The following is a 21,387-nucleotide window of genomic DNA, read 5'->3' on the forward strand; positions in this document are numbered from 1 at the left end:
TCAACGATTTCAACGCCTGGGAGCCGATTTGTGACCGCAACCATCAAGGGCATCATTCCGGTGATGCTGACGCCGTTCACCGAAGCCGATGCGATCGACTATGCGGGCCTCGAAAACCTCGTCGAATGGTACATTGCCAATGGCGCGGATGCGCTGTTCGCCGTGGCCCAGTCGAGCGAGATGCAGTTTTTGAGCCTCCAGGAGCGCGTCGCGCTGGCGCGCTTCGTCGTGCGGCAGGCGGCGGGCCGGGTGCCCGTCATCGCGTCAGGCCACGTCAGTGAATCCCGCGACGATCAAGTGACCGAGCTGACCTCCATCGCCGCAACCGGCGTGGACGGACTGGTGCTGGTGACGAACCGGTTCGATCCGAAGGGGCAGGGCGGCACGGTCTTCATGAACAATCTGCGCCATCTGCTCGATGCGCTGCCCGCCGCTCTTCCGCTCGGCCTCTACGAATGTCCCGCGCCGTTCCGCCGGCTCCTGTCCGACGACGAGCTCAAGTTCTGCGCCGAGAGCGGACGTTTCGCGATCCTCAAGGACGTGTCCTGCGACCTCGAGACCGTGAAGCGTCGCGTGGCGCTGACGAAAAACTCCTCGCTCGCCATCGTCAATGCCAATGCGGCGATCGCCTTCGACGCCATCAGAAGCGGATCCGCCGGCTTCACCGGCGTGTTCACGAACTTCCATCCCGATCTCTACAAATGGCTGCTGACCGACAGCGCGCGGCATCCGGCGCTGGCGGACGATCTCTCCGTCTATCTCGCGCTCGCGGCGATGGCCGAGCCGATGGGATATCCCAAGCTGGCCAAGCTGTACCATCAGAGGCTCGGCACGTTCGCCAGCGCCCGCAGCCGGACCATCGATTTCGACATCCGTGAGCGCTTCTGGGCGCTCGATGCACTGCTCGACAAGATCATGCAGGGGCAGGCGAGCTTCCGCGCAAGGATCGCGGCCACGCGCTGATAGCCGCAATTGCCATCTCGATGATGTGCGGGCAACCGCCGCGCGAGGGCTGTCCCTCGCGCAATTGCGGGCCGACCGTGATTGCGGCCGTGCGCCTAGAGTGAGCTGCCGCCGCAGATGACGAGCTGCTGTCCGGTGATGGCCGCAGCCTCCGGCGAAAGCAGGAACGCCACTGCGTGCGCGACTTCCTCCGGGCGAATGAAGCGGCCGATCGGGGGCAGTTTCGGTGCGACATTGGCGCGGGTCGGGTCTTTCAGCATCGGCGTCTCGGTTGCGGCGGGCGCAACGACGTTGACCGTGACGCCGCGTGGCGCGAGCTCGATGGCCCAGGACCGCGCGAGCGCCACCAGCGCCGCTTTGGTCGCGGCATATTGACCGCGGCCGGCCGCGCCCGAGGCGGTGCGGCTGCCGATGAAGATGATGCGTCCTCCTTTCGGCAAGCGCGGCGCCAGCGCGTTGGCGAGACGCTCGGCGACATCGACATGCAGTCGCCACATCGCGGCGCCGTCGTCATGGTCGAGCGATCCGAGCTCGCCGACCTTGAGCATGCCGGCCGCGTGAACGAGTGCGGTCGGCGCGACGCCTGCGACGGTATTCGCGATGCCATCGACCTCTCCGAGATCGAGCGAGAGGTGATCGAAGGCCGGATGGTCGAATGGCGCGGGACGGCGGCTGATGCCGGTGACGCGCCAGCCATCGCGCAGCAGCCGTTCGACGATCGCAGCGCCGATCCCTGAGCTGGCGCCCGTGACGAGCGCGTGCGGCCTCTTGTCCATGCTCTCAGTCCCGGATGGCGCGCTTCACCCATGGCTCGGTCACGCGCACATATTTGATCGCGCGGCGATGGAAGGTGAACGCCATGTGGATCGCCCCGTCGGCGGTCTCCTTGACCGAAGGATAGGACAGTTCTCGATTGGTCTGATCGCGTGAATTGTTGGTCATGCAAAAGCCGTCACCGGTCTCGACGTTGCGTTTGCTCCACGTCCGCCCGCCGTCGGCGGAGACGGCCAGCGTCATCGGCGCCCGCGGCGCGCCCCAGAACGCGGTGCGTTCATCCGTTCTTTTGCCGTCGCCGGCGAGCACGGGCGGCAAATCGTCCTCGATCTCGTCATAGAGCGAGAGGCGGCGCCCGGTCGCATCCCTGGCGCTGGAATCGTTGAAGACCAGCGCGAGATGACCGTTGCCGAGTCGCGTGACCTGGATCGAGGAGTTGTTGTTGGGCAGCACGGTCTGGACCGGCGCCGACCAGGTGCGGCCGTGATCGGTGGACCGGCTCTGATAGATGTTGTCCGCCCAGCGGCTGCGGTAAAGGGCAATCAGCGAACCGTCGTCGAGCCGCGCGATGCACATATGCACGCAGCCGCGGCTGCCGGGGACGTCGATGTCGCGCCAGGTCGCGCCGGAATCGGACGAGATCTTCACCGCGCTGGTGTCCTCGTCGCCGTTCCATTTCCGACCCGGGGTGCTGTGGCAATAGAACACGGGCAGCAGCCAGTCGCCATTGTCGAGCACGACGATCGGCTGCCGGATGAAGGTGCCGCGGCCGCGCTGCTCGGGAAACAGCGTCTCGATCGGGCCCCAGTTCTTGCCGTTGTCGCGGGAGAGGCGGCGGCGGATCAGCGCGGTGTCCTGGTTTCCCGCCAGCTGCGCCGTCCACATCAGCCACAGCGTGCCGTCAGGTGCGGGAAACAGCACCGGGTTCTGCTCCGAACGTCCCTTGTCGTCGGACAGCTTTTCGGCCGGAGACCACTGCGTCGCGCCGCGGGGCAGGCGCGAAAAATAGACCGAGATGTCCGACATGCCCTCCTGCGTGCCGCCGAACCAGACGCAGGCCAGATCGCCGTTCGCGAGCGGCATCAGATTGGCGGCGTGGTTCTGCACGCAAGGCGAGGGAATGAAACCGTCGGACCGGTCGGGATCGCCGGCGACCGGGCGAACGACGCCGTCGGCGGCGGTCCCGATGTCGGTGGTCACGATCTCGGTATCGATGATCATGTCGAAGTCCTTTCCATCAATGCATTTGGCTGCGACGTCGTGGCGGCGGCCGGAGCGCGGCCCATCACCAGGCGCTCGACCGCCATCACCACCAGCGGTGTCGCGGCCGCGACATACATGTTGTCGATGCCGAAGGGGTTTCCGAGCATGTACCAGGCCGTCGTCGAGATCGCGGCGCCGATCAGGCCCGCGGTGGCGCCGCGGTTGCTGGCAAACAGCGGCAGATAGAATCCCATCATCGCGATGATCGTGATCGACAGGCGCAGCGCGCGCGTGAAGAACGACAGCTTGAGGATTTCCGGAATGAAGAAGACGAAGACCAGCGGCGCGATGCCGATCGCCACCGAGAACAGGCGGGTCATCTTCAGCTCCCGCTCGGGCGTCGGTTTCCAGTAGGGGACGTAGAAGTCGCGCACCACCAGCGAGGCGATCGCGAGCGCAACCGTGCAGACGCTGACGAAGATCGAGGCGACGAGCGAGGTCGTCACGAAAGCCGAGGCCAGCGGGGGCATCTTCTCCAAAAACACCGGCAGCGCGTAGAGGCTGTTCATGTCGGGATAGAGGAATTTCGCGGAGACGCCGATCAGGGCGAGCAGGAATCCGAGCGGCAGGCAGAACGCCGCCGCATAGAAGGTGGCCCTGCGCGCGTCATCGGCGCTCGGCGTCGAGGAGATCGCCTGCACGATGAATTGGGTCGAGAAGATCGCGCCGACGGTGCCGAAGGTCCAGGCGAAGATGGTCGCAAAGCCGATCTTGCCGTCCCAGCTGAAGTAATAGGCGGGCAGCTTGGCCTGGATCGGCGCGATGCCGCCGGTCAGCGACATCGCAACCGAAAATATGATCACGATACCGACGACCTTGATGGCGCTGTGCAGGATCGTCACCCAGGCGACGCCCTTCAGCCCGCCGAACACGTAGTAGAAGGTGCTGACCACGGCGATGATGCACATCGCAACAGGCATGCTGACATGCAGTGCGGTGGCGATTGCGGCCGCGCCGCTCACATAGTTGCCGACGTTCACGAGCAGCAGCGCGTAGATCATGATCACCGACACCGTGAGCATGGTCGACTTGCCGTATTTCTGCGCGATCGCCGCCGAGATGGTGTATTCGCCGGAACTGTAGAGCTTCTTCACCATCAGGAACCCGAACAGCAGGAAGCCGATCGAGGCGCCGAGCACGGCCCACCCCGCCGCTATGCCCGACTGAAACGCTTCCTGCGCCGTGCCGACGGTCGATTTGGCGCCGACGAATTCGGACATCATCAGCACGCCGACGACCACCGCCGGCATCGCGCGTGCGCCCGTCATGAACTGATCGCTGGTCCTGCTGCGCAGCCTGAACGTGAGCCAGGACGTGAAGGCGATGTAGGCGACGATCATCGCGACGATGAGCGTGCTGTCGCCATTGAGGATGGCTTGCATCGATGACGTTTCCTCTGGTGGCGCGGATGCGGTGTTGTGAGCCCGCTTGGTCCCGCTGCAGTCTGTTCGGAATGCGAACAATTGTTCTTTAATTTCATTATTCCTGCCCGCACGTCCCGCGTCAAGCGCGCGCAGCGGTGCGGTGCTGCAACGCGCCCGCTCGGGCAGTCATCGCCGCTGCATGTTCAAAGGGTTGCAGGCCAAAGAAAAAGTGTCGGCGGGACAGTCGGCGCACGGCCGACGTCATGCGCAGCGAATCCGAGGCCCTGCCGTTCCGGGGTCAGTTCGACTTCAGCGCCACCTTGGCGACCTCGGCCATCCAGCTCGAGGCGACCGGCAAAATCGCGTCGTTGAAATCGTAGCGCGGGCCGTGCAACTCGGCGCCGTCGCGCAATTCACCGTTGCCGATCCAGGCGAAGGCGCCGGGGCACTGCTTGAGGAAGAAGGCGAAATCCTCGCCGGCCATGCTCGGCGCGAGATCGCGCCGCACCTCGGTCTGCACCCTCTCCGCGGCAAGGCGCGCCAGGCCCGCCTCGGCAGGCGTGTTGACCACCACGCCGACGCCCATGACGATTTCGGGCGTGACCTTGACGCCGAAGGTCGTTGCAATGCCTGCGCAGACCTCTCCGATCCGCGCCAGGATGACGTCCTTCACCGCGTCGCGATGATACCGCAGCGTGCCGCCGATGGTGACGCGTCCCGCGATCTGGTTGCGCGCCGTGCCGCCTTCGAGCGTACACAGCGAGAGCACGGCGGTGTCGAGCGGATCGATGCTGCGCGACACGACCGATTGCAGCGCCACGATCAGGTGTCCCGCCGCCATGACGGGATCGCGGGTCAGATGCGGCATGCCGGCATGTCCGGCATGGCCGTCGATGGTGATGCTGACGCGTCCGCCGGAGGCCATCACGACGCCGTCGTGGACCGCAATGGTGCCGGCTGCGAGCCCGGGCCAGTTGTGGAAGCCGAACACCCGCGTCATCGGAAAGCGGTCGAACAGGCCGGCGCCGACCATCGCGCGCGCGCCGCCAAGTCCTTCCTCGGCCGGCTGGAAGATGAAGTCGACGGTGCCGCTCCAGCTGGTGTCGGCCACCAGCAGTGCGGCCGCGCCGAGCAGCGAGGCGGTGTGCCCGTCATGGCCGCAGGCATGCATCACGCCTGATGTCGTCGAGGCGTAGGGCAGGCCGGTGTCCTCGGTGATCGGCAGCGCGTCCATGTCGGCGCGCAGGCCGACGCGGCCCTGCGCCGCCCCTCGCGTCAGCGTCGCAACCACGCCGTGGCCGCCGATGCCCGCTTCGAAGGGAATGCCGAGCTCGGCGAGCTTGTCCTGCACGAAGGCCGAGGTGGCCTTCTCGTGGAGGCCCAGTTCCGGGTGGGCATGCAGATGCCGGCGCCACTGGGTCAGTTTCTGGTGCAGCTCGGGGGGCAAGGCGGGGATCTTTCGCAAGGAGGGCCGGCTAATGCCAGCATAGCCGAATATTGAGCCGACCCGTCAAGCGCCTGCGAATGCCTCGCGTGCAGCAACATCGTCATGGCCGGGCATAGCCGTCCGAAGGACGGCGTCGCTTCCGCTCGCCATAGCCGTCCGAAGGACGGCGTCGCTTCCGCTCGCCTATGACCCGGCCATCCACGTCTTGCTTCGGCCATGACGGATTGCCCTACGGCGAGAGCTTCGCCAGTCCTTTCCAGTCGAAGCTGATGCCATGGCCCGGCCGGTCCGGCGCCAGCGCCTTGCCGTCCGCGAGCACCAGCGGGTGCTCGATATACTTGTCCAGCCCGAAACCATGCGCTTCCAGGTACGAGCGGTTCGGGCAGGCCGCGAGCAAATGCACCGTGATGTCGTGCGCGCCGTGGCTGGTGACCGGGAGATTGAACGCCTCCGCGAGCCGCGCGATCTTCATGAACGCACTCACGCCGCCGCAATTGGTGACGTCAGGCTCGGGATAGGACACCGCGCCGGCGACGATGTAGTTCTTGAACTCCCACAGCGAGCGCAAATTCTCGCCGGCCGCGATCGGCACGCCGCCGGCCTGCATGATGCGGGCATGGCCCGCGACGTCGTCGGGGATAACAGGCTCCTCGAGCCAGGTGAGGTCGTAGGGGACGAAGGCGCGGGCGGCGCGGATCGCGTCCTCCACCGTCCATTTCATGTTGGCGTCCGCCATCAGCGGAAAGCCGTCGCCGAGATGTTTGCGCATGGCCGCGACGCGCGCGACGTCGGATTTGAGATCGGGCCGGCCGACCTTCATCTTGATAGCGCGAAAGCCCTTGGCGAGATTGCCGTCGGTCTGGGCGAGCAGCGCCTCGACGGAGAGATCGAGGTCGATGCCACCGGCATAGCAGGGCACGTGCGCATCGAAGCCGCCGAGCAGGCGGAACAGCGGCAATTTCGCGCGCCGCGCCTTCAGGTCCCACAACGCGATGTCGAGCGCGGACAGCGCCAGTACCGCCGGTCCGCCGCGCCCGCCATAATGCAAGCCCCACCAGACGTGATGCCAGATCGCCTCGGTGTCGTCGGCCTCGCGTCCTTCGACCAGCGGCGGGATCTCGCGTTTGAGGATGTCCGCAGTCGCCCCGCCATTGCGCCCGACCGTGTAGGTGTAGCCGACGCCTTCCGCGCCGTCGGCATCGCGGATGCGGCAGGTGATCAGCTCGAACGCCGCGATCTCGCCATGCGTTGAGTCGGACAGCGTGACGGGGAGGGGGATCCGGTAGAACCCGGTCTCGATATTTGCGATGTGTGCCATGTATTCTCCCTGCTTTTTCTTGCAGGCTAGGCCGGCCGCGCGGTGCGGGCAATCCGCCTCGAGCGGGAGGCAGGTCTGCCGCCGTATCGGCCGGGTGCGTCGTCGCGACGCGGTTCGCCGAGCGGCAGTTCGTAGGGTGGGCAAAGGAGCGCAGCGACGTGCCCACCATCGCGCGACAAACGGACACTGGTGGGCACGCTTCGCTTTGCCCACCCTACGAGACCGGCTCCAGGTCTGGATCATCGATCCGGCGCGGGTGATCCCGCTCAGCGCTTGGTGGCGTAATAATTGATGCTGATCGAGGCCCGGTGCGGCGACGTTCGCCACACCGACATCTCAAGCGTGTCGCCGCTGCCGGTACCGACATGCCAGCTCGCCAGACGATGATTGTCGTCGTTGGACGGCTTGTCGGTCCGCTCACGGGCCTTCAATGATGTTTCGATCAGCCCGGGCAGCGCGTCGGCCGAGACGCCGACGGCCGACACCGTGCAGGTCACGCTCGGACCATCGTCGGGACCTGCGAAATAGGCCGTCATGCTCCCGAGACTCTTGCCCCGCCTGATCAGCTTGGCCGAGTAGAGAACGTCGATTTTTGCTCCACGCTCCATCTCGGCCGTGATCGGGCCGCCGTCACTGACAAAGCCCAGACCCGATGCGATGCGCTCGACCTGGCCGGGCCTGGCCGGCTTGGGCGCACAGATCTTTGCGAAGAGATCGACCAGCAAGGCGCTGCTGTCCTCCTCCGCGCCGGCCGCGTCCGCAAGCGCCACTAGCGCAAATCCCGCGAGCGCGAACCGGACCACGCGCCTTACCGCATCGTCGCGAGCTGCACGGCCAGCGCGCAGGCGCGGTCGTATTCGTCGAGGTTGATCCACTCGTCGATCGTGTGCGCCTCGTTCTGGCCGGCACCGAAGGTCATGGTGGGAACGCCGTGGCGGACCATCCAGTTGGCATCGAGGCCGCCATTGGCGGTGCGGACGTTCGGGGTGCCGCCGACCGCGGACACCGCCTCGACCGCGCGTTTGACGACGGGGAGATTGTCCTTCATGCGGAACGGAAAATAGTCGGTCTCGGCCTTGAACTTGACCTTGCCGGACTTGCCCTGCGCGTTCGTCACCTTCTTGGCGGCCTTCTCGAACGCGGCCTTGTAGGCCTTGGTGATCTCCTTGAAGAACTTTCCGTCGTGGCTGCGGCTCTCGCCGCGCACATGGACGTAGTCGGTGACGACGTTGGTGGCATCGCCCGCCGGGCGGCCCTCGCCGCCGGTGACGGGGCCGACATTGCTGGTGCCTTGGCTCTTGCCCTTCACGACCTTGCCGAACCAGCCGCTGGACTTCACGTCTGCAAGCGCGAGCGCCATGATCATGGTCGAGGAGATGCCGCGCTCCGGTGCAACGCCGGCATGCGAGGCGCGGCCGAAGATCTCGACATTCCAGCGGTCCGCGCCGACGGCGCCGATGATGACGTTGGAGGCCGAGCCGCCGTCATAGTTGAAGGCCATCGCCGGCGAGCCGAGCTCGTCCAGCTTGACGTGGCGCGCGCCGTAGAGCCCGCTCTCCTCGCGCACGCAGAACAGCAGCGTGATCGGGGGATGATCGAGCTTCTGCTTGGCGAGCTCGGCGGCCAGCGTCACCAGCACGCCGCAGCCGCAGCGGTTGTCGCCGCCGAGCGCGGTCTTGGCCTCGTTGACGATCTTGCGGCCGGATTTCTTCGGCTTGGCGCCGGCACACAGCGGCACGGTGTCCATGTGGGTCATGAACATGATGCGCGGCTGGTTGTGCAGCGCGCCGCGGCCGGGCAGGTCGACGATGAGGTTACCGGTCTCGGTCGGCACGGGAATGCGGGTGTTGGCGTCGTCGAGCCGGATCGCCTTCGCCGGCACGCCGCTCGCCTTCAGCGCGGCCGTGAGCTCACGTCCGATCGCCGCCTCCTGTCCGGTGACGCCCTCGACGGAGAGGAAGCGCATGAGGCGGTCGGTGGCGGCTTTGGTGTCGACAGGCATGAGATGGTCCTTTGATGCACGGTACGCGTCAGCATCCTTCGCTGCGCCGTGTTTCGCAAGGCCTCTCGGACAGTTCGGTGAGTTTTAGGGCGGGGCGGGGACCACCGCATCAAAGCCACGGCGGTTGTTGGCGGCGGCGCGCCGAACACGACGCGCCGCCGACGATTTCGGCACAAAAATCAGTATCGCGCGACGAGCGGGGCGACAGCGGTATTGAATCGCCAATTCACGCCGAGCATGACGGTTTGCATGTTCTGCCGGACGCTAGCCGGGAAGAAGGGAGTGCCGGCACATCCGGGACTGCTGGTGCAGTTCAGGGTGTAGCCGTTCGTACCAAAGTCGAAATAATTGTATTCGGCCTTCAACGACAGGTTTGGCAGCAGCGCATATTCGAGGCCGGCGCCGACGACGAATCCCGTCACATCGCGCGACCCCTTGAAATCAACCGAGAAGGCGGCGAAATCGGTCTGCGTCATCTGATAATTGAAGTGGGCGAAGGCGGCGCCGCCCTTGGCGTAAAACAGCACGCGATCGAAGGCGTAGCCGATGCGGCCGGTCGCGGTGGCGACGCGATCGAGCTGGGTCGTCAGCAGGAAGCCGGCGGCGCCGCCCGGAATCAGTGTCGTGCTGGTGTCCTTCATGTCGGCCCAATCGAACTGGCCTTCGAGGCCGACCACGAGGGAGCCGACCTGATAGTCGCAGCCGCCCTGCACACCGGCGAGCCAGCCGCTGTTATGATTGGCGGTGAATGCTTGCCCGACGATGGGCTGCTGCTCGTTGACCCCGCGGCCACCGCCGCCATTGCCGCCGACATAGCAACCGGTCCAGGAGAAGGCCGGGGCCGCAGGCGCCGCCTTGTACGGCATCGACACGTCCGCCGCCATGGCCGAGGTCAACGTCGAAACGGCCAGCGCAATGGCGCTGAAAAGGGTTTTGGTGGTCATGCGAGGATCTTCCTTCAACTAACGGCAATGGCGCCTGAGGCGCATCGTGCGTGTCGGCATCGCACAGGCCAGCGACTTCATCTGGTGAGTTGTCCGACTTCGCGATCCGGTCACAATATCCGGCGAGTCACGCGGCGGCTGTAACCACCGGGTCACAGTGGAAATAACGGCCACTGCAGGTTGCGACTTTTCACAGAGGCTGGCGCGACAGGAAGAATCGGGAGCATCCCCTGCGCCACGCTGTTGTGCGAGGCTGCTTCACGCAGTCCGCGTATAGGCCAGGAAGATCAGCGCGCCCAGAAGAAGCGCCGCCGCCATGAACAGCAGCACCGCCGGCAGCCCCGCGAATGCCGCCACCGCGCCCGTCATCGACTGCATCAGCGCCGCGCCGAGGAAGAAGGCGAGGTTGATCGCCGCGAGCGCCTTGCCCGCGGTTTGCGCATCGACCAGCTGCCGCGACATGCCGAACAGCAGCGGCTGGGCGGAGGTCGCAAGGCCGATGAGCACGAACAGCACGAGATCATATTGCGGCGGCATCACGGGCACGCCGAAGAGCATCGAGACCGCATAATGCGGCGCCCCCAGCGCCATCAGCGCCAGCAGCAGCGCGCCGACCATATGCGTGCCCGCCACCAGCTCGCGGCGGCGGCTGAGCCTGCGGTCGATCATGCCGATGCACAGGGGACCTGCGATCATCGCCAGCGTGAACGCGCCGAGCTGGTTGCCGGCCTCGACCCGCGTCAGTCCCTTGATCTCCATCAGCCAAGGTCCGCCCCACAGGCCGCGCAGCACCAGCGAGGTCGCGAGCGACACCAGCGCCAGCGCGATCAGGCCACGCAGGGGGCGCGAGAGTCCGAGCCTGAGCACCTCGATCATCTGCGACAGCGGCGAGGACTCGTCCTTGTGCTCGGCCGGCTGCCTCGGCACCAGCAAGAACACCGCGAGCGCGACGAGGACGCCGCCGAGCGCGGAGATCCAGAATCCGGCGCGCCAGCCGTAATGATCGACCACGAAGGCGAGCGGGCTCGACGACAGCAGCATGCCGATATTGCCGATCGAGAGGATCGCGCCGGACCACAGCCCGAACCGCGCCGCCGACAATTGCTTGGCCGCCAGCGTCATCGGGCACATCAGCATGCCTGACGTCGCGATGCCGAGCATCACCTGCCCGACCGCAAAACTTTCCGGCCCCGTCGCGAATCCCGACGCGATGGCGCCGATCACGGTTCCCATAAGCAGGCTCAGCGACACCGGCCGCACGCCAAAGCGATCCATCGCCGCGCCGACCGGAATCTGCGCAGCGGCAAAAGCAAAGGGATAGACCGAGGTGAGGCTCGCCAGCGCCTGCGGCTCCATGTGGAAATCCGCCGCCATCAGGTCGAGGCTGACGGCGGGAATGGTGCGCAGCAAGGTCGAGAGCATGTGCCCGCAGGCGAGCGCAAGCAGCGCAAAGATCAGCGCGCGGGTGCTATCTCCCGCGTTATCAGTGGCAACCGCACTCATCAGCGTCCCGTCCCGGCGAGGGTTTCGGCCGGGTTACACGATTGGCGGGACGGTGCCAATGGGGGAGGGCCGATCCGGTGCACGATGCTTTGTGTCTTCCGGAGCCCCGCTGATCGAGCCAGGCCCCGCGTCGATGCCGCTGAAACTGCGATTCGTCGTTACGCCGTCAGTTGATGACGAGCGCTGTTCAATTCCTGCATTCCGATTTATCGAAGCACAGGTTCGCTTGCTCGAGCCTGGAAAAGTCCTCTGTTGCAATGAATACGAGAAGCCCGAGCAGAACCATCGCTGCGATGTTGGAACGCATGCTGGGGCGGTTCTCGACAGCGGGGCGATGGTGTTCGAACTTCGAGAGGTCGAGCATCCGCAAAATGTTGCCGGATCGTGCATCATCAACCGGATCTCTGCCGCCTCCCGATCGCGCGCGAAACGGTACGAAATTTCCCCGGGGGGTCGGTTGATCAGCCTTCATCTCGCGCCTCGTTCCCATCAAGCAGCGCTTGCTGAACTTCAATGATAAGGCCTGACTTGAGGCGAGCGATCCTGAAATTCGCGAGCACCGGCGCAATTCAGCGTGATGCCGCGGTGATCTCTCACGTCTCTCCAATTCGTTTCTGTTTGTTTCTGCCTGTCCTTCGTTGGACGCTTTGATTGCGCGACTGCGTTTTGCAGCGAGCGAACATGAAAGTTTGTACAGATTTTCGCACGCGATCGTCATTTTGACGCTGGGATTTTGTCCGCGATACTTCCAATCCGAGGCGGCGGTTTCACCTGCAATCAGTCGGCTTATCTGAAGGCAGGTACAAACAGTTAGAGGGCCATCAATTTGTCAACGCGACCGAAGCTCAGCGTTGCGCTGTTTGGAATCCTTGCAATAGCCGCGGTGGCCTATGGCGTATGGTATGAGCTCCTCGGGGGCGTCAAGCCAGCCGCAGCGGCCGCCCAAAGCGCTGCCAGTCAGGCCGCGGCGAAGATTCCCGTCACCTCGTTCGTAGTGAAGAAGGCCGACTTTCCCGTGCGCGCCTACGGTCTCGGAGTCGTCTCGCCGTTCAAGACGGTGACGGTCAAGAGCCGCGTCGACGGTCAGATCATCAAGGTGTTCTTCAAACAGGGACAGATGGTGAAGGAGGGCGATCCACTTCTGGAGATCGATCAACGCCCCTTTACCGCGGCTCTCGAGCAGGCGGTGGCGAAGAAGGCCCAGGACGAGGCCAATCTGAGGAACGACCGGTTGAACCTGGAGCGCTTTCAGAAGCTCGCGAAGCAGCAATTCGAGACCCAGCAAAATCTCGATACCCAGCAGGCCCTGGTCGATCAGATGATCGCGCAGGTGAAGGGCGACGAGGCCGCCATCGACAATGCGCAGACCAATCTCGGCTACACCTCGATCAAGGCGCCGATCAGCGGACGAACGGGTTTCCGGCTGGTTGACCCCGGCAACATCGTGCATGCCGCGGATACGACGGGGATCGTCACCATCGCCCAGCTTCAGCCGATCGCCGTGCAGTTCACGGAGCCTGAAGAGCAATTGCAGGCCATCGACAAGGCCTTTGACGCCGGTGAGGTGCCCGTCGAGGCGCTGACCTCGGACGGAACCAGGACACTGTCGCAAGGCAGGCTCGTGGTCATGGACAATTCGGTGAACCAGGCCACCGGGACCATCAGCCTGAAAGCGCGCTTCGACAACAAGGACAATGCGCTGTGGCCCGGCCTGTCGGTCACCACGCGGATGCTGATCGACACGCGCAAGGACGTCATCGTCGTGCCGCAGGATGGCGTGCAGCACGGGCCGTCGAGTCTGTTCGCCTATGTGATAGGCGACAATGGCAAGGTCAGCGCGAGGCCGATCAAGGTCAGCCAGAGTGGCGATGCAAATGCGGTGGTCTCCGAAGGGCTGAGCGTCGGAGACAGGATCGTGGTGGCCGGACAGTCACGCCTGTTCGATGGCGCGCTGGTCGAGGAAGCGCCTGCGGCTGCGCCGATGGCGGATGCAAGCGCCACTGCCACTCCGGCCACGAGCGGAACCAAGACCGGATCGGCTGACTGACATGGCTGGCGGTATCTCGGCTCCCTTCATTCGCCTTCCCATCGCGACGTCGCTGCTGATGGTCGGCATCGTCTTCGTCGGGATCATCGCCTATCCGCAATTGCCGGTGGCGCCGCTGCCGGAAGTCGACTTCCCCACCATCCAGGTCTCCGCCAACCTTCCCGGCGCGGATCCGGAAACGATGGCTTCTTCGGTGGCGCAACCGCTCGAATCGCAATTTGCGCTCATTCCCGGCGTCTCGGAGATGACGTCGCAGAGCCAGACCAGTTCGACCCAGATCGTTCTGCAGTTCGATCTCTCGCGCAACATCGATGGCGCCGGCTCCGACGTGCTCGCCGCCATCAATGCCGCGAGCGGGCAATTGCCCAAGAACATGCCGACCCCGCCGACCTACAGAAAGGTCAATCCGGCCGACTCACCCATTCTCACGCTTGGCGCCACCTCGACGACGCTGCCGATGACGCAGGTGTCCGACGAGACCTACACCAAGCTCGCGCAGGCGATCAGCCATATCAGCGGTGTCGGCCAGGTCAGCGTCGGTGGACAGCAGGCGCCGTCGATCCGTGTCCAGATCGATCCCGCCAAGCTGGTCGCCAAGGGCCTGTCGCTGGAGGACGTGCGCACCCCGCTCTCGGTGATCACCGTCAACAATCCCAAGGGAACCCTCAACGGGGACACGCGCACCTACACCGTCTATGCCAACGACCAGTTCACCAAGGCCGAGGCCTGGAACGACATCGTCATCGCCTATCGGAACGGCAGTCCCGTCCGTGTCGGCGACATCGGCCATGCCGTCAGTGCGCCGCTGGACAATACCCAATACGGCTGGGTTGACGGCAAGCCCGGCGTGTTCCTGGTCATCTTCAAGCAGCCCGGCGCCAACGTCATCGACACCGTCGACAGCGTCATGAAGCAGCTGCCGCATCTGCAGGCCGGCATTTCGCCGGCCATCAAGGTCTCGGTGCTGTCGGACCGCACGCAGACGATCCGCGCGGCGGTGAAGGACGTGCAGTTCACGCTGCTGCTGACGATCGGCCTCGTCGTGATGGTGATCTTCGTCTTCCTGCGCAGCGTCTGGGCCACCATTATTCCGTCGATCACGGTGCCGCTTGCGTTGCTGGGCGCCTGCGCGCTGATGTGGATAGCCGGCTACAGCCTCGATAATCTGTCACTGATGGCGCTCACCATCGCGGTCGGCTTCGTGGTCGACGATGCCATCGTGATGCTGGAGAACATCACCCGCTACATCGAGGAGGGCGAGACGCCGATGGCCGCCGCGCTCAAGGGTGCCAGCGAAATCGGCTTCACGATCATCTCGATCTCCGTTTCGCTGATCGCGGTCCTGATCCCGTTATTGCTGATGAGCGGCATTATCGGCCGCCTGTTCCGCGAATTTTCGGTGACGCTCGCGATGACGATCGCCGTGTCGGCCCTGGTGTCCCTGACGTTGACGCCGATGATGGCGTCGCGCTTCCTCAAATCGCACGACGAGGAGCATCACGGCAGGCTCTATATGCTCAGCGAGCGGATGTTCCAGGCCCTCGTGAACGGCTACGAGCGAGGCCTCGACCTCGTGCTGCGTTTCCGCTTCATCACCTTGATGGTGTTCTTCGCGACGATCGCGCTGACGGTCTATCTGTTCGTGATCATCCCGAAGGGGTTCTTTCCGCAACAGGATACCGGGCTGATCACCGGAATCGTCGAAACGTCGCAGGACGTGTCGATCGCCGATATGGCGAAGCACATGCAGGAGATCGGCGCGATCGTGCTCAAGGACCCCGCGATCGACCACATGGCGATGCGGATGGGCGGAAGCGGCAACACGCTCAATGACGGCACGATGTACATTACGTTGAAGCCGCGGGATGAACGTACCGACTCGGCCGACCAGGTCATCCGTCGTCTGCAGGTCCAGACGGCGAAGGTCCAGGGCGCGCGGCTCTATCTCCAGTCGGCGCAGGACGTACGTGTCGGCGGCCGGGCGTCCCGTACGCAATTTCAGTTCACGCTGCAGTCGACCGACATGGACCAGCTCAACACATGGGCCCCGAAGCTGCTCGCGAAGATGAAGGAGATGCCCGAGCTTCGCGACGTCGCGTCCGACCAGCAGACGTCGGGCACCACGCTGACGCTGTCGATCGACCGCAATCAGGCCGCGCGTTTCGGGATCACGCCCGACGTGATCGACGCGACCCTGTATGACGCATTCGGGCAGCGGGAGATCGCGACATATTTCACCCAATTGTCCACCTACTATGTCGTCCTCGAGGTGCTGCCCTCGCTGCAGAAGAATCCGTCCACGTTGGAGCAGATCTACCTCCGCTCACCGACGACTGGGGGAGAGGTGCCATTGTCGGCGTTCACCAAGTGGACCACGGCTCCAGTGCGGCCGTTGGCCATCAATCACCAGGGCCAGTTTCCCGCGGTGACGATCTCCTTCAATCTCGCGCCCAACGTCGCGCTCGGCCAGGCGACGCAGGCGATCGACGCGATGGAAAAGCAGATGAACGTGCCGGCCGCGATCACCTCGACTTTCGCAGGCACGGCGAAGGCGTTCCAGGAGTCTCTCTCCTCCGTGCCTTTGCTGATCGTGGCGGCGCTGATCGTGGTCTATCTCATTCTCGGCGTGCTCTACGAGAGCTACATTCACCCCTTGACGATTCTGTCGACCCTGCCGTCGGCCGGTGTCGGCGCTCTGGCGACGCTCCTCATCTTCCATTTCGACTTCAGTTTGATCGGGTTGATCGGCCTCGTCCTGCTGATCGGCATCGTCAAGAAGAACGGCATCATGCTGGTCGACTTCGCGATCGCGGCGGAGCGGGATCAGGGCCTGTCGCCGGTTGAGGCCATTCGAAGGGCATGCCTGCTGCGCTTCCGTCCGATTCTGATGACCACGATGGCGGCGGTGCTCGGCGGCGTGCCGCTGATGCTCGGCCACGGCACCGGTTCGGAGCTGCGTCAACCGCTCGGCTACGCCATGGTCGGCGGTCTCTTGGTCAGCCAGGTCCTGACGCTCTTCACCACGCCGGTTGTCTATCTTTATCTGGACCGTGTCTCGCAATGGTTCAGTCCGAAACGTCACGCAGGAAGCGATCCTCAGGAAGAGGACGTTGTCGACGACGGCGATCTGGACGTCTTCAAAAAGCTGGACCGGAAGAAATCAGGGGTCTTTGCGGCGGAGTGACTGTCTGACATCCGCGCCGACGACGGCGAGCGCGGTCGGTCAATCAGCAAAACTCTTGATGGTGGCTCTGCCGGCACTCACATGTCGGCTCTCAGGGGAGCTGACAGAAACTGAGGAGTGCTCGATAGACGCGAATGACCCAAAGCGGCCATAATCGGGTGTTCGATTTTGCAGCGGCCAACGATGAGCTGCTGCACATCATGTTGCCAAACGAGTGGGCTCAATGAAGTTCGAAACCAAAGTCCTCGTGTTCGTTCTAACGGTGTTGCCGTCGGACATCTGGGCTCAATCATTGGATCGCATGACACCGGAGACGCCGCCACTTCTCTGGCGCGACGGCTACGTTAACTGGCGGGGCAAGCTCGTAAAACCGCGCTGGCAGATGATGAGCGCCGACGATGGCACCAAATTCGCGATTGATCTAAGCAAGAAGTCCGCCCATTACGCCGCCGCCTACATCGTCGACGGAGAAGCGTTCAACAAGAGCAACCTGTTCGAGCTTCAGTTTGACTGCGCCGCCAAGGTCTTCGAGGTAATAACCAGCATGGATCTGAAGCGCGCTCAAATCGTCGAAACAAAGGCGCGTCAATTGGTCTGTGATGATGCTCAAGAAATCCGCTGATGGTCTTCCCGCCAAACATCAATGAAACCCGAGACTTCGACTTTCGGTATTGGCCCATCAGCGAAGTGGCGACATCTTTCATCAAGGTCCGCTTGGTGGGGTAGCGCGGACTGACTTTGCTCACTCTGAGTTCTTCGCATTTTGACCCGTTGCGGACCTCCGAGGGGTGGACCAAGATACGGACTTCACGGGCTTGAACAGGGCGCTCAATGGCCGTCGCAATCAATATACGAGCCGATAACGCTTCCGCGGAAAAAATCGAACGGTTGTGGGACCAAGTTGCTGTCTTTGAGGACGAGCCGTCGATGCGCAACTTAGCGTACCGACCACATCTGACATTCGCGATCTATGATTCGCCTGAGATTGAGGACAAGACAGTGTGGAAGGCAATGCAGTCCGCGAGTGCAGGCGGAGCACAATTGCCGATCACGTTCAGACGGATTAGGTGGTTCGAGGGCCCGCCACTTGTACTGTGGGCTGAGCCCGAAGCGAGCGAGACCCTCGGAAGGTGGCACGCTTCAATCAGCGCAGCCATCGACCCGGCCCGCTGTCGGCCACATTATAGGCCCGGCGCTTGGACGCCCCACTGCACACTTGGCACGCGCATCACGGATGGAAAGAGCAAAGAGGCTATCGCCTTTGCGCAGTCGTTCGACGGAAGCATCGAAGTGATTTTCGACGTAGTCGATTGCGTCGTTTTTTCACCCGTGCGGATTGTCGCGCAACGCGAGTTGCCCAAGAGCGTTCCGTAACTCCACCACCGCAGCTTATGGCCCATCGCTTCCGTTCACGCGGTACAGCTACATGTCGGTTTGTTGGAACAGACCAGAAGTTTGCAGCCGAGCGTCAAAGCGGCGCTTTTGACCCAAGGCAGACGTGCCGTGCGAGGTCTGACAACAGAAAGTCCTATCGCCGACTTTCATGACCCAGCTCAGTGTGCCGCTCGCGCCTTCATCAAAACGAACAAATGGGAGGCTAAAGCGACCACCGAGAAAATGACTATTCCTAGTTCAACGCCGTGCACGCTCTGCGGCGCATAGGTCGAAACCAGCCAAATAAAAAGCCGAACAGCTCCCATGAAGACAACCACTCCCCACATCGCGAACCATTTTGGGGCGCTCCATGTTGGCTCGCCGTTGCGTCCCCACTGCATTGCGATGCGGTCCCGCTCGATACGAGGCGCGAAATAGAGGTTTAGGGGTTACAACTAACGCAACAGCCAGACCAAAAACGTAATCCGCGGGTGACATATTTTGCGCCTTCCCGGGCAAGCACACTTGGCCCCTCGTGAGACGAACTGCCGCAATCTATGCTTGTTTGAGCCGAGCCGGTCGCGTCTATTTCCCGTATGGTTGCCAGCAGGTTGAGCGTTGCCAGAGGTCTCCCCCTGTTTCACGCCACCGCCTGGGCAATGAAGTTGCGGACGATCTTCGAGGTCTCGCCACGCCGGAACGCCAGGGCCAAGCGCACGATTGGAGCGTCCCCTTTGACCTCACGATAGGCGACGCCGGTTACATGAAGCTGGCGCATTGACGCCGGCACGAGCGAAAAGCCAAGCTCAGCTGCCACCAGGCTGACGACAGAGCTGATCTGCGGCGCGGACTGCCCGAGGGTCGGCTCGAAGCCCGCCCGCCGACAGGCCGCGATGACTGTGTCAACCCAGGCCGATCCGCGCGGCGTCAGAATGAGCGGATCCCCTTTGAGCCTGATAAGATCGATTTCAGTCGACTTCGCCACCGGATGGCTTGCGGAATGCGATCGTCGAGCCGAACCGTGCTTCAGGTCTCAGCGTGTCAGCTGACGGAGGTAAACCCGACACACCCCGCGCTTACCCCTGACCGCTGCTTTTGACCCAAAGCCGACCTCTGCTGAGATCCGCTATTGCGCCGCTATCAGGGGCACAGCGGACCTCATACGCGCCCTGACTGCCGGGCGTTCTGCGAGTACAAGCCTCGGTGCGCCTCGTGAAACCGGCTCAAGAACCTTCAGCCGTTTCGCTGCGCGGCTGGCGGATGGTTTCCTCGGGCGTGCCGATCCTCGGCCATGATGCCGGCATTCATGAAGCCGACGCAGGTCGAGACATCGGAAGAAGGCCATCTCGTGCGTGACCAGCATGATGATGCCTTCGGCGCTTCTCGCCCCGGTCACCCCTTGGCAGCAACGTACCCATAAAAATTCATAAGAAAGTCCCGAACGGCGAGGGGCTTGACGGCACCGGTTTTTTCCTGCGGATGCGGTATCACGTAGTCTCCATCGCCATATGAGAAGACCTTCGCCTTCACGTACCCGTTCATCACTTGTATCTTCTCGCGCAGCACGACCCAGTGCATTGTAAACGCGGAGCCTTTATCGGACTGGTCGTCATAGTCGATCATATTGGCGCTTATGAAAAGACATACGCGATATCCGCTGTCGAGCAGCCGGTTGGCTTCGTTTACATCGTCGATGTCTTTGTTGTATCGCGAAATGTTGGTATTCTCCCGCACGTCCCGGTATCCTGCCTTGCGAAACCATTGCTCCATTTCGCTCGGCAGGGTGACACCCGCAAGATCGCTGATCTTGCCTGTGTCGTCGAAATCGAGGAACCAGTTCTCCGAATCGCGTATGGAGGCGCATGTCAGCCAATCGACGTGGTCCAGCGACCAGGGTGGCGTGAAGTTCCTCACATCCTTTCCCGGCTTGATCAGCAGGCGGCCAAGGTTCGCCTGCCCCTTCTGATAGAGATCGATCGCGAACCGCGCGTAAGACCCTGGCTTGTCGGACGCGTAGCCGAACATCAGGGCGGATGGCCCGCACAGACTTCCCTGATCTTGATTGATGAGGCTCGGCTTCGCAATGCGCCTGAGAATACCTATGCCGACGCGGTGTGGGTCGAGCTTCGGAAAGAACGTCGTCCTCGTGTTTTTCAGGAAATCGCAGACCATTTCCGCGGCTAGTTTTTTCTGGTCGGAATTGAGGTCGTACGGTCCGATCCCGCGCTTCTCCTTGTATTCTTCTCCGACGAAGAGCGTGATGAGCTTTTTCGAGGTGGGGGAGAGCGTTCTGGAGGTGTTCGCAATGGTGGTCAGGTCGTCCAGCTCGAATGCGGTGACCATGCCGTCTGCGACGGTAGCCCGGATGATGTCAACGATCTCTGCGTAGTCCAGCTTTGAATCGTCGATGAGGCCTTTGCGAAGTGCAGCATCGACGGAAGGAGTCGCGATTGCGTCCCATTGGCCCTTTGGCAGGGCGGGCTTGGCAGCCGCCTTCGTCGACAGTTCAACGAGCCGACTGAATGTCGGGCCGGCAGGCCGAACATAGCCGTCAGGCGTGCCGGGAAAGTTCTTCTTTTGGAAGTACAGAATCGAGTTGTAAAGGCCGTCGCTGGCGTAACCGGTCACGACCATCTGTGGTTTAAGCGTGTTCTCGGCGCCGCCGTCGGAAATGGCGATCTTGTTGAGCAGCGAAATGACCAGCTCCTGATCCTTTTTCCAGTTTTGGCAGCTGCGCCCTGTCGTCGCGAACCGTCCGACCTTGTCTTTCAACTGCAGCATATCGCGCCTCCCCGGAACGGGAATGCTGCCTCGAACGTCCTGACATGCAGCCGAGGCAGGCGCTGTGGCAAGTTTTCCCGCTGTAGGGTTGGTCGCCCCTGCCGTCCCTTGTGTTCATTCGCAAGGACAGCGGTCGCCCTGTGGCGAGGTTCACGAATGCGTTATGTCTGCCTATCGGGGTAGACCGGAATTCGTCGGCGCACCGCTAGAATGTCGCGAATGGCCCATCGCGACCTCTTGTGCTGCCGCACGAACCTGGTCGCTATTGGGGCAAAGCAGGCGTAGCCTTCGTCGCATCACGCCGCGGGGTTTATGGGTACACGGCCTAGCACTACTTTGGCAGATTGTTGATTTCATCGCGATTTATAGGATTCCCGAATCAATTTTTCAATGATTCATGGGTGGTCGGCTCTTGGAGGGCTG

Annotated in this window: 17 protein-coding genes; 5 read left to right on the forward strand and 12 right to left on the reverse strand. The window is 63.1% G+C overall.

Annotation, left to right across the window (positions count from 1 at the left end; all coding sequences use genetic code 11):
* Positions 1 to 30 precede the first annotated feature (30 nt).
* Positions 31 to 963 carry a dihydrodipicolinate synthase family protein gene (locus IVB46_RS02545; protein ID WP_247314049.1) on the forward strand — a complete coding sequence of 311 codons (933 nt, stop codon included), beginning with the start codon at positions 31 to 33 and terminating at the stop codon, positions 961 to 963.
* Between the two features lie 95 nt (positions 964 to 1,058).
* Here IVB46_RS02545 and IVB46_RS02550 read toward each other — a convergent pair whose 3' ends face one another.
* The 10 genes from IVB46_RS02550 to IVB46_RS02595 all read right to left on the reverse strand — a co-directional run bounded on the left by IVB46_RS02550 (position 1,059) and on the right by IVB46_RS02595 (position 12,050).
* Complete coding sequence (locus IVB46_RS02550; RefSeq protein WP_247314046.1) at positions 1,059 to 1,739, reverse strand: SDR family oxidoreductase; 681 nt, start codon at positions 1,737 to 1,739, stop codon at positions 1,059 to 1,061.
* 4 nt (positions 1,740 to 1,743) lie between these two features.
* Positions 1,744 to 2,958, reverse strand: coding sequence for an exo-alpha-sialidase (locus tag IVB46_RS02555; protein WP_247314044.1), 1,215 nt, complete (start codon positions 2,956 to 2,958; stop codon positions 1,744 to 1,746).
* Positions 2,955 to 4,382, reverse strand: coding sequence for a sodium:solute symporter family protein (locus IVB46_RS02560; protein ID WP_247314042.1), 1,428 nt, complete (start codon positions 4,380 to 4,382; stop codon positions 2,955 to 2,957). Before IVB46_RS02560 ends, IVB46_RS02555 begins: the two co-directional genes overlap by 4 nt.
* Before the next feature lie 280 nt (positions 4,383 to 4,662).
* Complete coding sequence (locus IVB46_RS02565; RefSeq protein ID WP_247314040.1) at positions 4,663 to 5,811, reverse strand: amidohydrolase; 1,149 nt, start codon at positions 5,809 to 5,811, stop codon at positions 4,663 to 4,665.
* Between the two features lie 229 nt (positions 5,812 to 6,040).
* Complete coding sequence (locus tag IVB46_RS02570) at positions 6,041 to 7,129, reverse strand: mandelate racemase/muconate lactonizing enzyme family protein (protein WP_247314038.1); 1,089 nt, start codon at positions 7,127 to 7,129, stop codon at positions 6,041 to 6,043.
* Positions 7,130 to 7,395: 266 nt separating this feature from the next.
* Entirely contained in the window at positions 7,396 to 7,932 is a 537-nt protein-coding gene (locus IVB46_RS02575) for a hypothetical protein (protein ID WP_247341883.1), read from the reverse strand.
* A gap of 5 nt (positions 7,933 to 7,937) precedes the next feature.
* Positions 7,938 to 9,131, reverse strand: a complete 1,194-nt coding sequence (locus IVB46_RS02580) for a M20/M25/M40 family metallo-hydrolase (protein ID WP_247341888.1) — start codon at positions 9,129 to 9,131, stop codon at positions 7,938 to 7,940.
* A gap of 179 nt (positions 9,132 to 9,310) precedes the next feature.
* A complete protein-coding gene (locus tag IVB46_RS02585; RefSeq protein ID WP_247314031.1) occupies positions 9,311 to 10,075 on the reverse strand; it encodes an outer membrane beta-barrel protein in 765 nt (254 codons plus the stop codon).
* Between the two features lie 258 nt (positions 10,076 to 10,333).
* The gene (locus IVB46_RS02590; RefSeq protein WP_247314029.1) at positions 10,334 to 11,578 is read right to left on the reverse strand and encodes an MFS transporter; all 1,245 of its coding nucleotides are present in this window, start codon (positions 11,576 to 11,578) and stop codon (positions 10,334 to 10,336) included.
* A 187-nt stretch (positions 11,579 to 11,765) separates the two neighbouring features.
* A complete protein-coding gene (locus IVB46_RS02595) occupies positions 11,766 to 12,050 on the reverse strand; it encodes a hypothetical protein (RefSeq protein WP_247341891.1) in 285 nt (94 codons plus the stop codon).
* A 354-nt stretch (positions 12,051 to 12,404) separates the two neighbouring features.
* Between IVB46_RS02595 and IVB46_RS02600 the strand changes: the two genes are divergently transcribed.
* From IVB46_RS02600 to IVB46_RS02615, 4 genes are all read left to right on the forward strand, one after another.
* Positions 12,405 to 13,625, forward strand: a complete 1,221-nt coding sequence (locus tag IVB46_RS02600; protein WP_247314026.1) for an efflux RND transporter periplasmic adaptor subunit — start codon at positions 12,405 to 12,407, stop codon at positions 13,623 to 13,625.
* Between the two features lies 1 nt (position 13,626).
* Entirely contained in the window at positions 13,627 to 16,809 is a 3,183-nt protein-coding gene (locus tag IVB46_RS02605) for an efflux RND transporter permease subunit (RefSeq protein WP_247314023.1), read from the forward strand.
* 223 nt (positions 16,810 to 17,032) lie between these two features.
* Positions 17,033 to 17,431, forward strand: a complete 399-nt coding sequence (locus IVB46_RS02610; RefSeq protein ID WP_166350619.1) for a hypothetical protein — start codon at positions 17,033 to 17,035, stop codon at positions 17,429 to 17,431.
* Positions 17,432 to 17,640: 209 nt separating this feature from the next.
* On the forward strand, positions 17,641 to 18,183 hold the full coding sequence (locus IVB46_RS02615; RefSeq protein ID WP_166350621.1) for a 2'-5' RNA ligase family protein: 543 nt from the start codon (positions 17,641 to 17,643) through the stop codon (positions 18,181 to 18,183).
* 640 nt (positions 18,184 to 18,823) lie between these two features.
* On the opposite strand, the gene IVB46_RS02620 is transcribed toward IVB46_RS02615, so the two are convergent.
* The gene (locus IVB46_RS02620) at positions 18,824 to 19,213 is read right to left on the reverse strand and encodes a LysR substrate-binding domain-containing protein (protein WP_276009710.1); all 390 of its coding nucleotides are present in this window, start codon (positions 19,211 to 19,213) and stop codon (positions 18,824 to 18,826) included.
* A 362-nt stretch (positions 19,214 to 19,575) separates the two neighbouring features.
* Positions 19,576 to 20,964, reverse strand: a complete 1,389-nt coding sequence (locus tag IVB46_RS02625; protein WP_063984876.1) for a hypothetical protein — start codon at positions 20,962 to 20,964, stop codon at positions 19,576 to 19,578.
* Positions 20,965 to 21,387: the final 423 nt, after the last annotated feature.

The sequence above is a fragment of the Bradyrhizobium sp. 61 genome (assembly GCF_023073075.1).
GTDB lineage: Bacteria > Pseudomonadota > Alphaproteobacteria > Rhizobiales > Xanthobacteraceae > Bradyrhizobium > Bradyrhizobium barranii.

Coding starts and splice junctions, on each gene's coding strand:
- IVB46_RS02550 (WP_247314046.1), bottom strand. CDS start 1,739: ATGGACAAGAGGCCGCACGCGCTCGTCACGGGCGCCAGCTCAGGGATC.
- IVB46_RS02555 (WP_247314044.1), bottom strand. CDS start 2,958: ATGATCATCGATACCGAGATCGTGACCACCGACATCGGGACCGCCGCC.
- IVB46_RS02560 (WP_247314042.1), bottom strand. CDS start 4,382: ATGCAAGCCATCCTCAATGGCGACAGCACGCTCATCGTCGCGATGATC.
- IVB46_RS02570 (WP_247314038.1), bottom strand. CDS start 7,129: ATGGCACACATCGCAAATATCGAGACCGGGTTCTACCGGATCCCCCTC.
- IVB46_RS02580 (WP_247341888.1), bottom strand. CDS start 9,131: ATGCCTGTCGACACCAAAGCCGCCACCGACCGCCTCATGCGCTTCCTC.
- IVB46_RS02585 (WP_247314031.1), bottom strand. CDS start 10,075: ATGACCACCAAAACCCTTTTCAGCGCCATTGCGCTGGCCGTTTCGACG.
- IVB46_RS02590 (WP_247314029.1), bottom strand. CDS start 11,578: ATGAGTGCGGTTGCCACTGATAACGCGGGAGATAGCACCCGCGCGCTG.
- IVB46_RS02595 (WP_247341891.1), bottom strand. CDS start 12,050: ATGAAGGCTGATCAACCGACCCCCCGGGGAAATTTCGTACCGTTTCGC.
- IVB46_RS02605 (WP_247314023.1), top strand. CDS start 13,627: ATGGCTGGCGGTATCTCGGCTCCCTTCATTCGCCTTCCCATCGCGACG.
- IVB46_RS02610 (WP_166350619.1), top strand. CDS start 17,033: ATGAAGTTCGAAACCAAAGTCCTCGTGTTCGTTCTAACGGTGTTGCCG.
- IVB46_RS02615 (WP_166350621.1), top strand. CDS start 17,641: ATGGCCGTCGCAATCAATATACGAGCCGATAACGCTTCCGCGGAAAAA.
- IVB46_RS02625 (WP_063984876.1), bottom strand. CDS start 20,964: ATGCTGCAGTTGAAAGACAAGGTCGGACGGTTCGCGACGACAGGGCGC.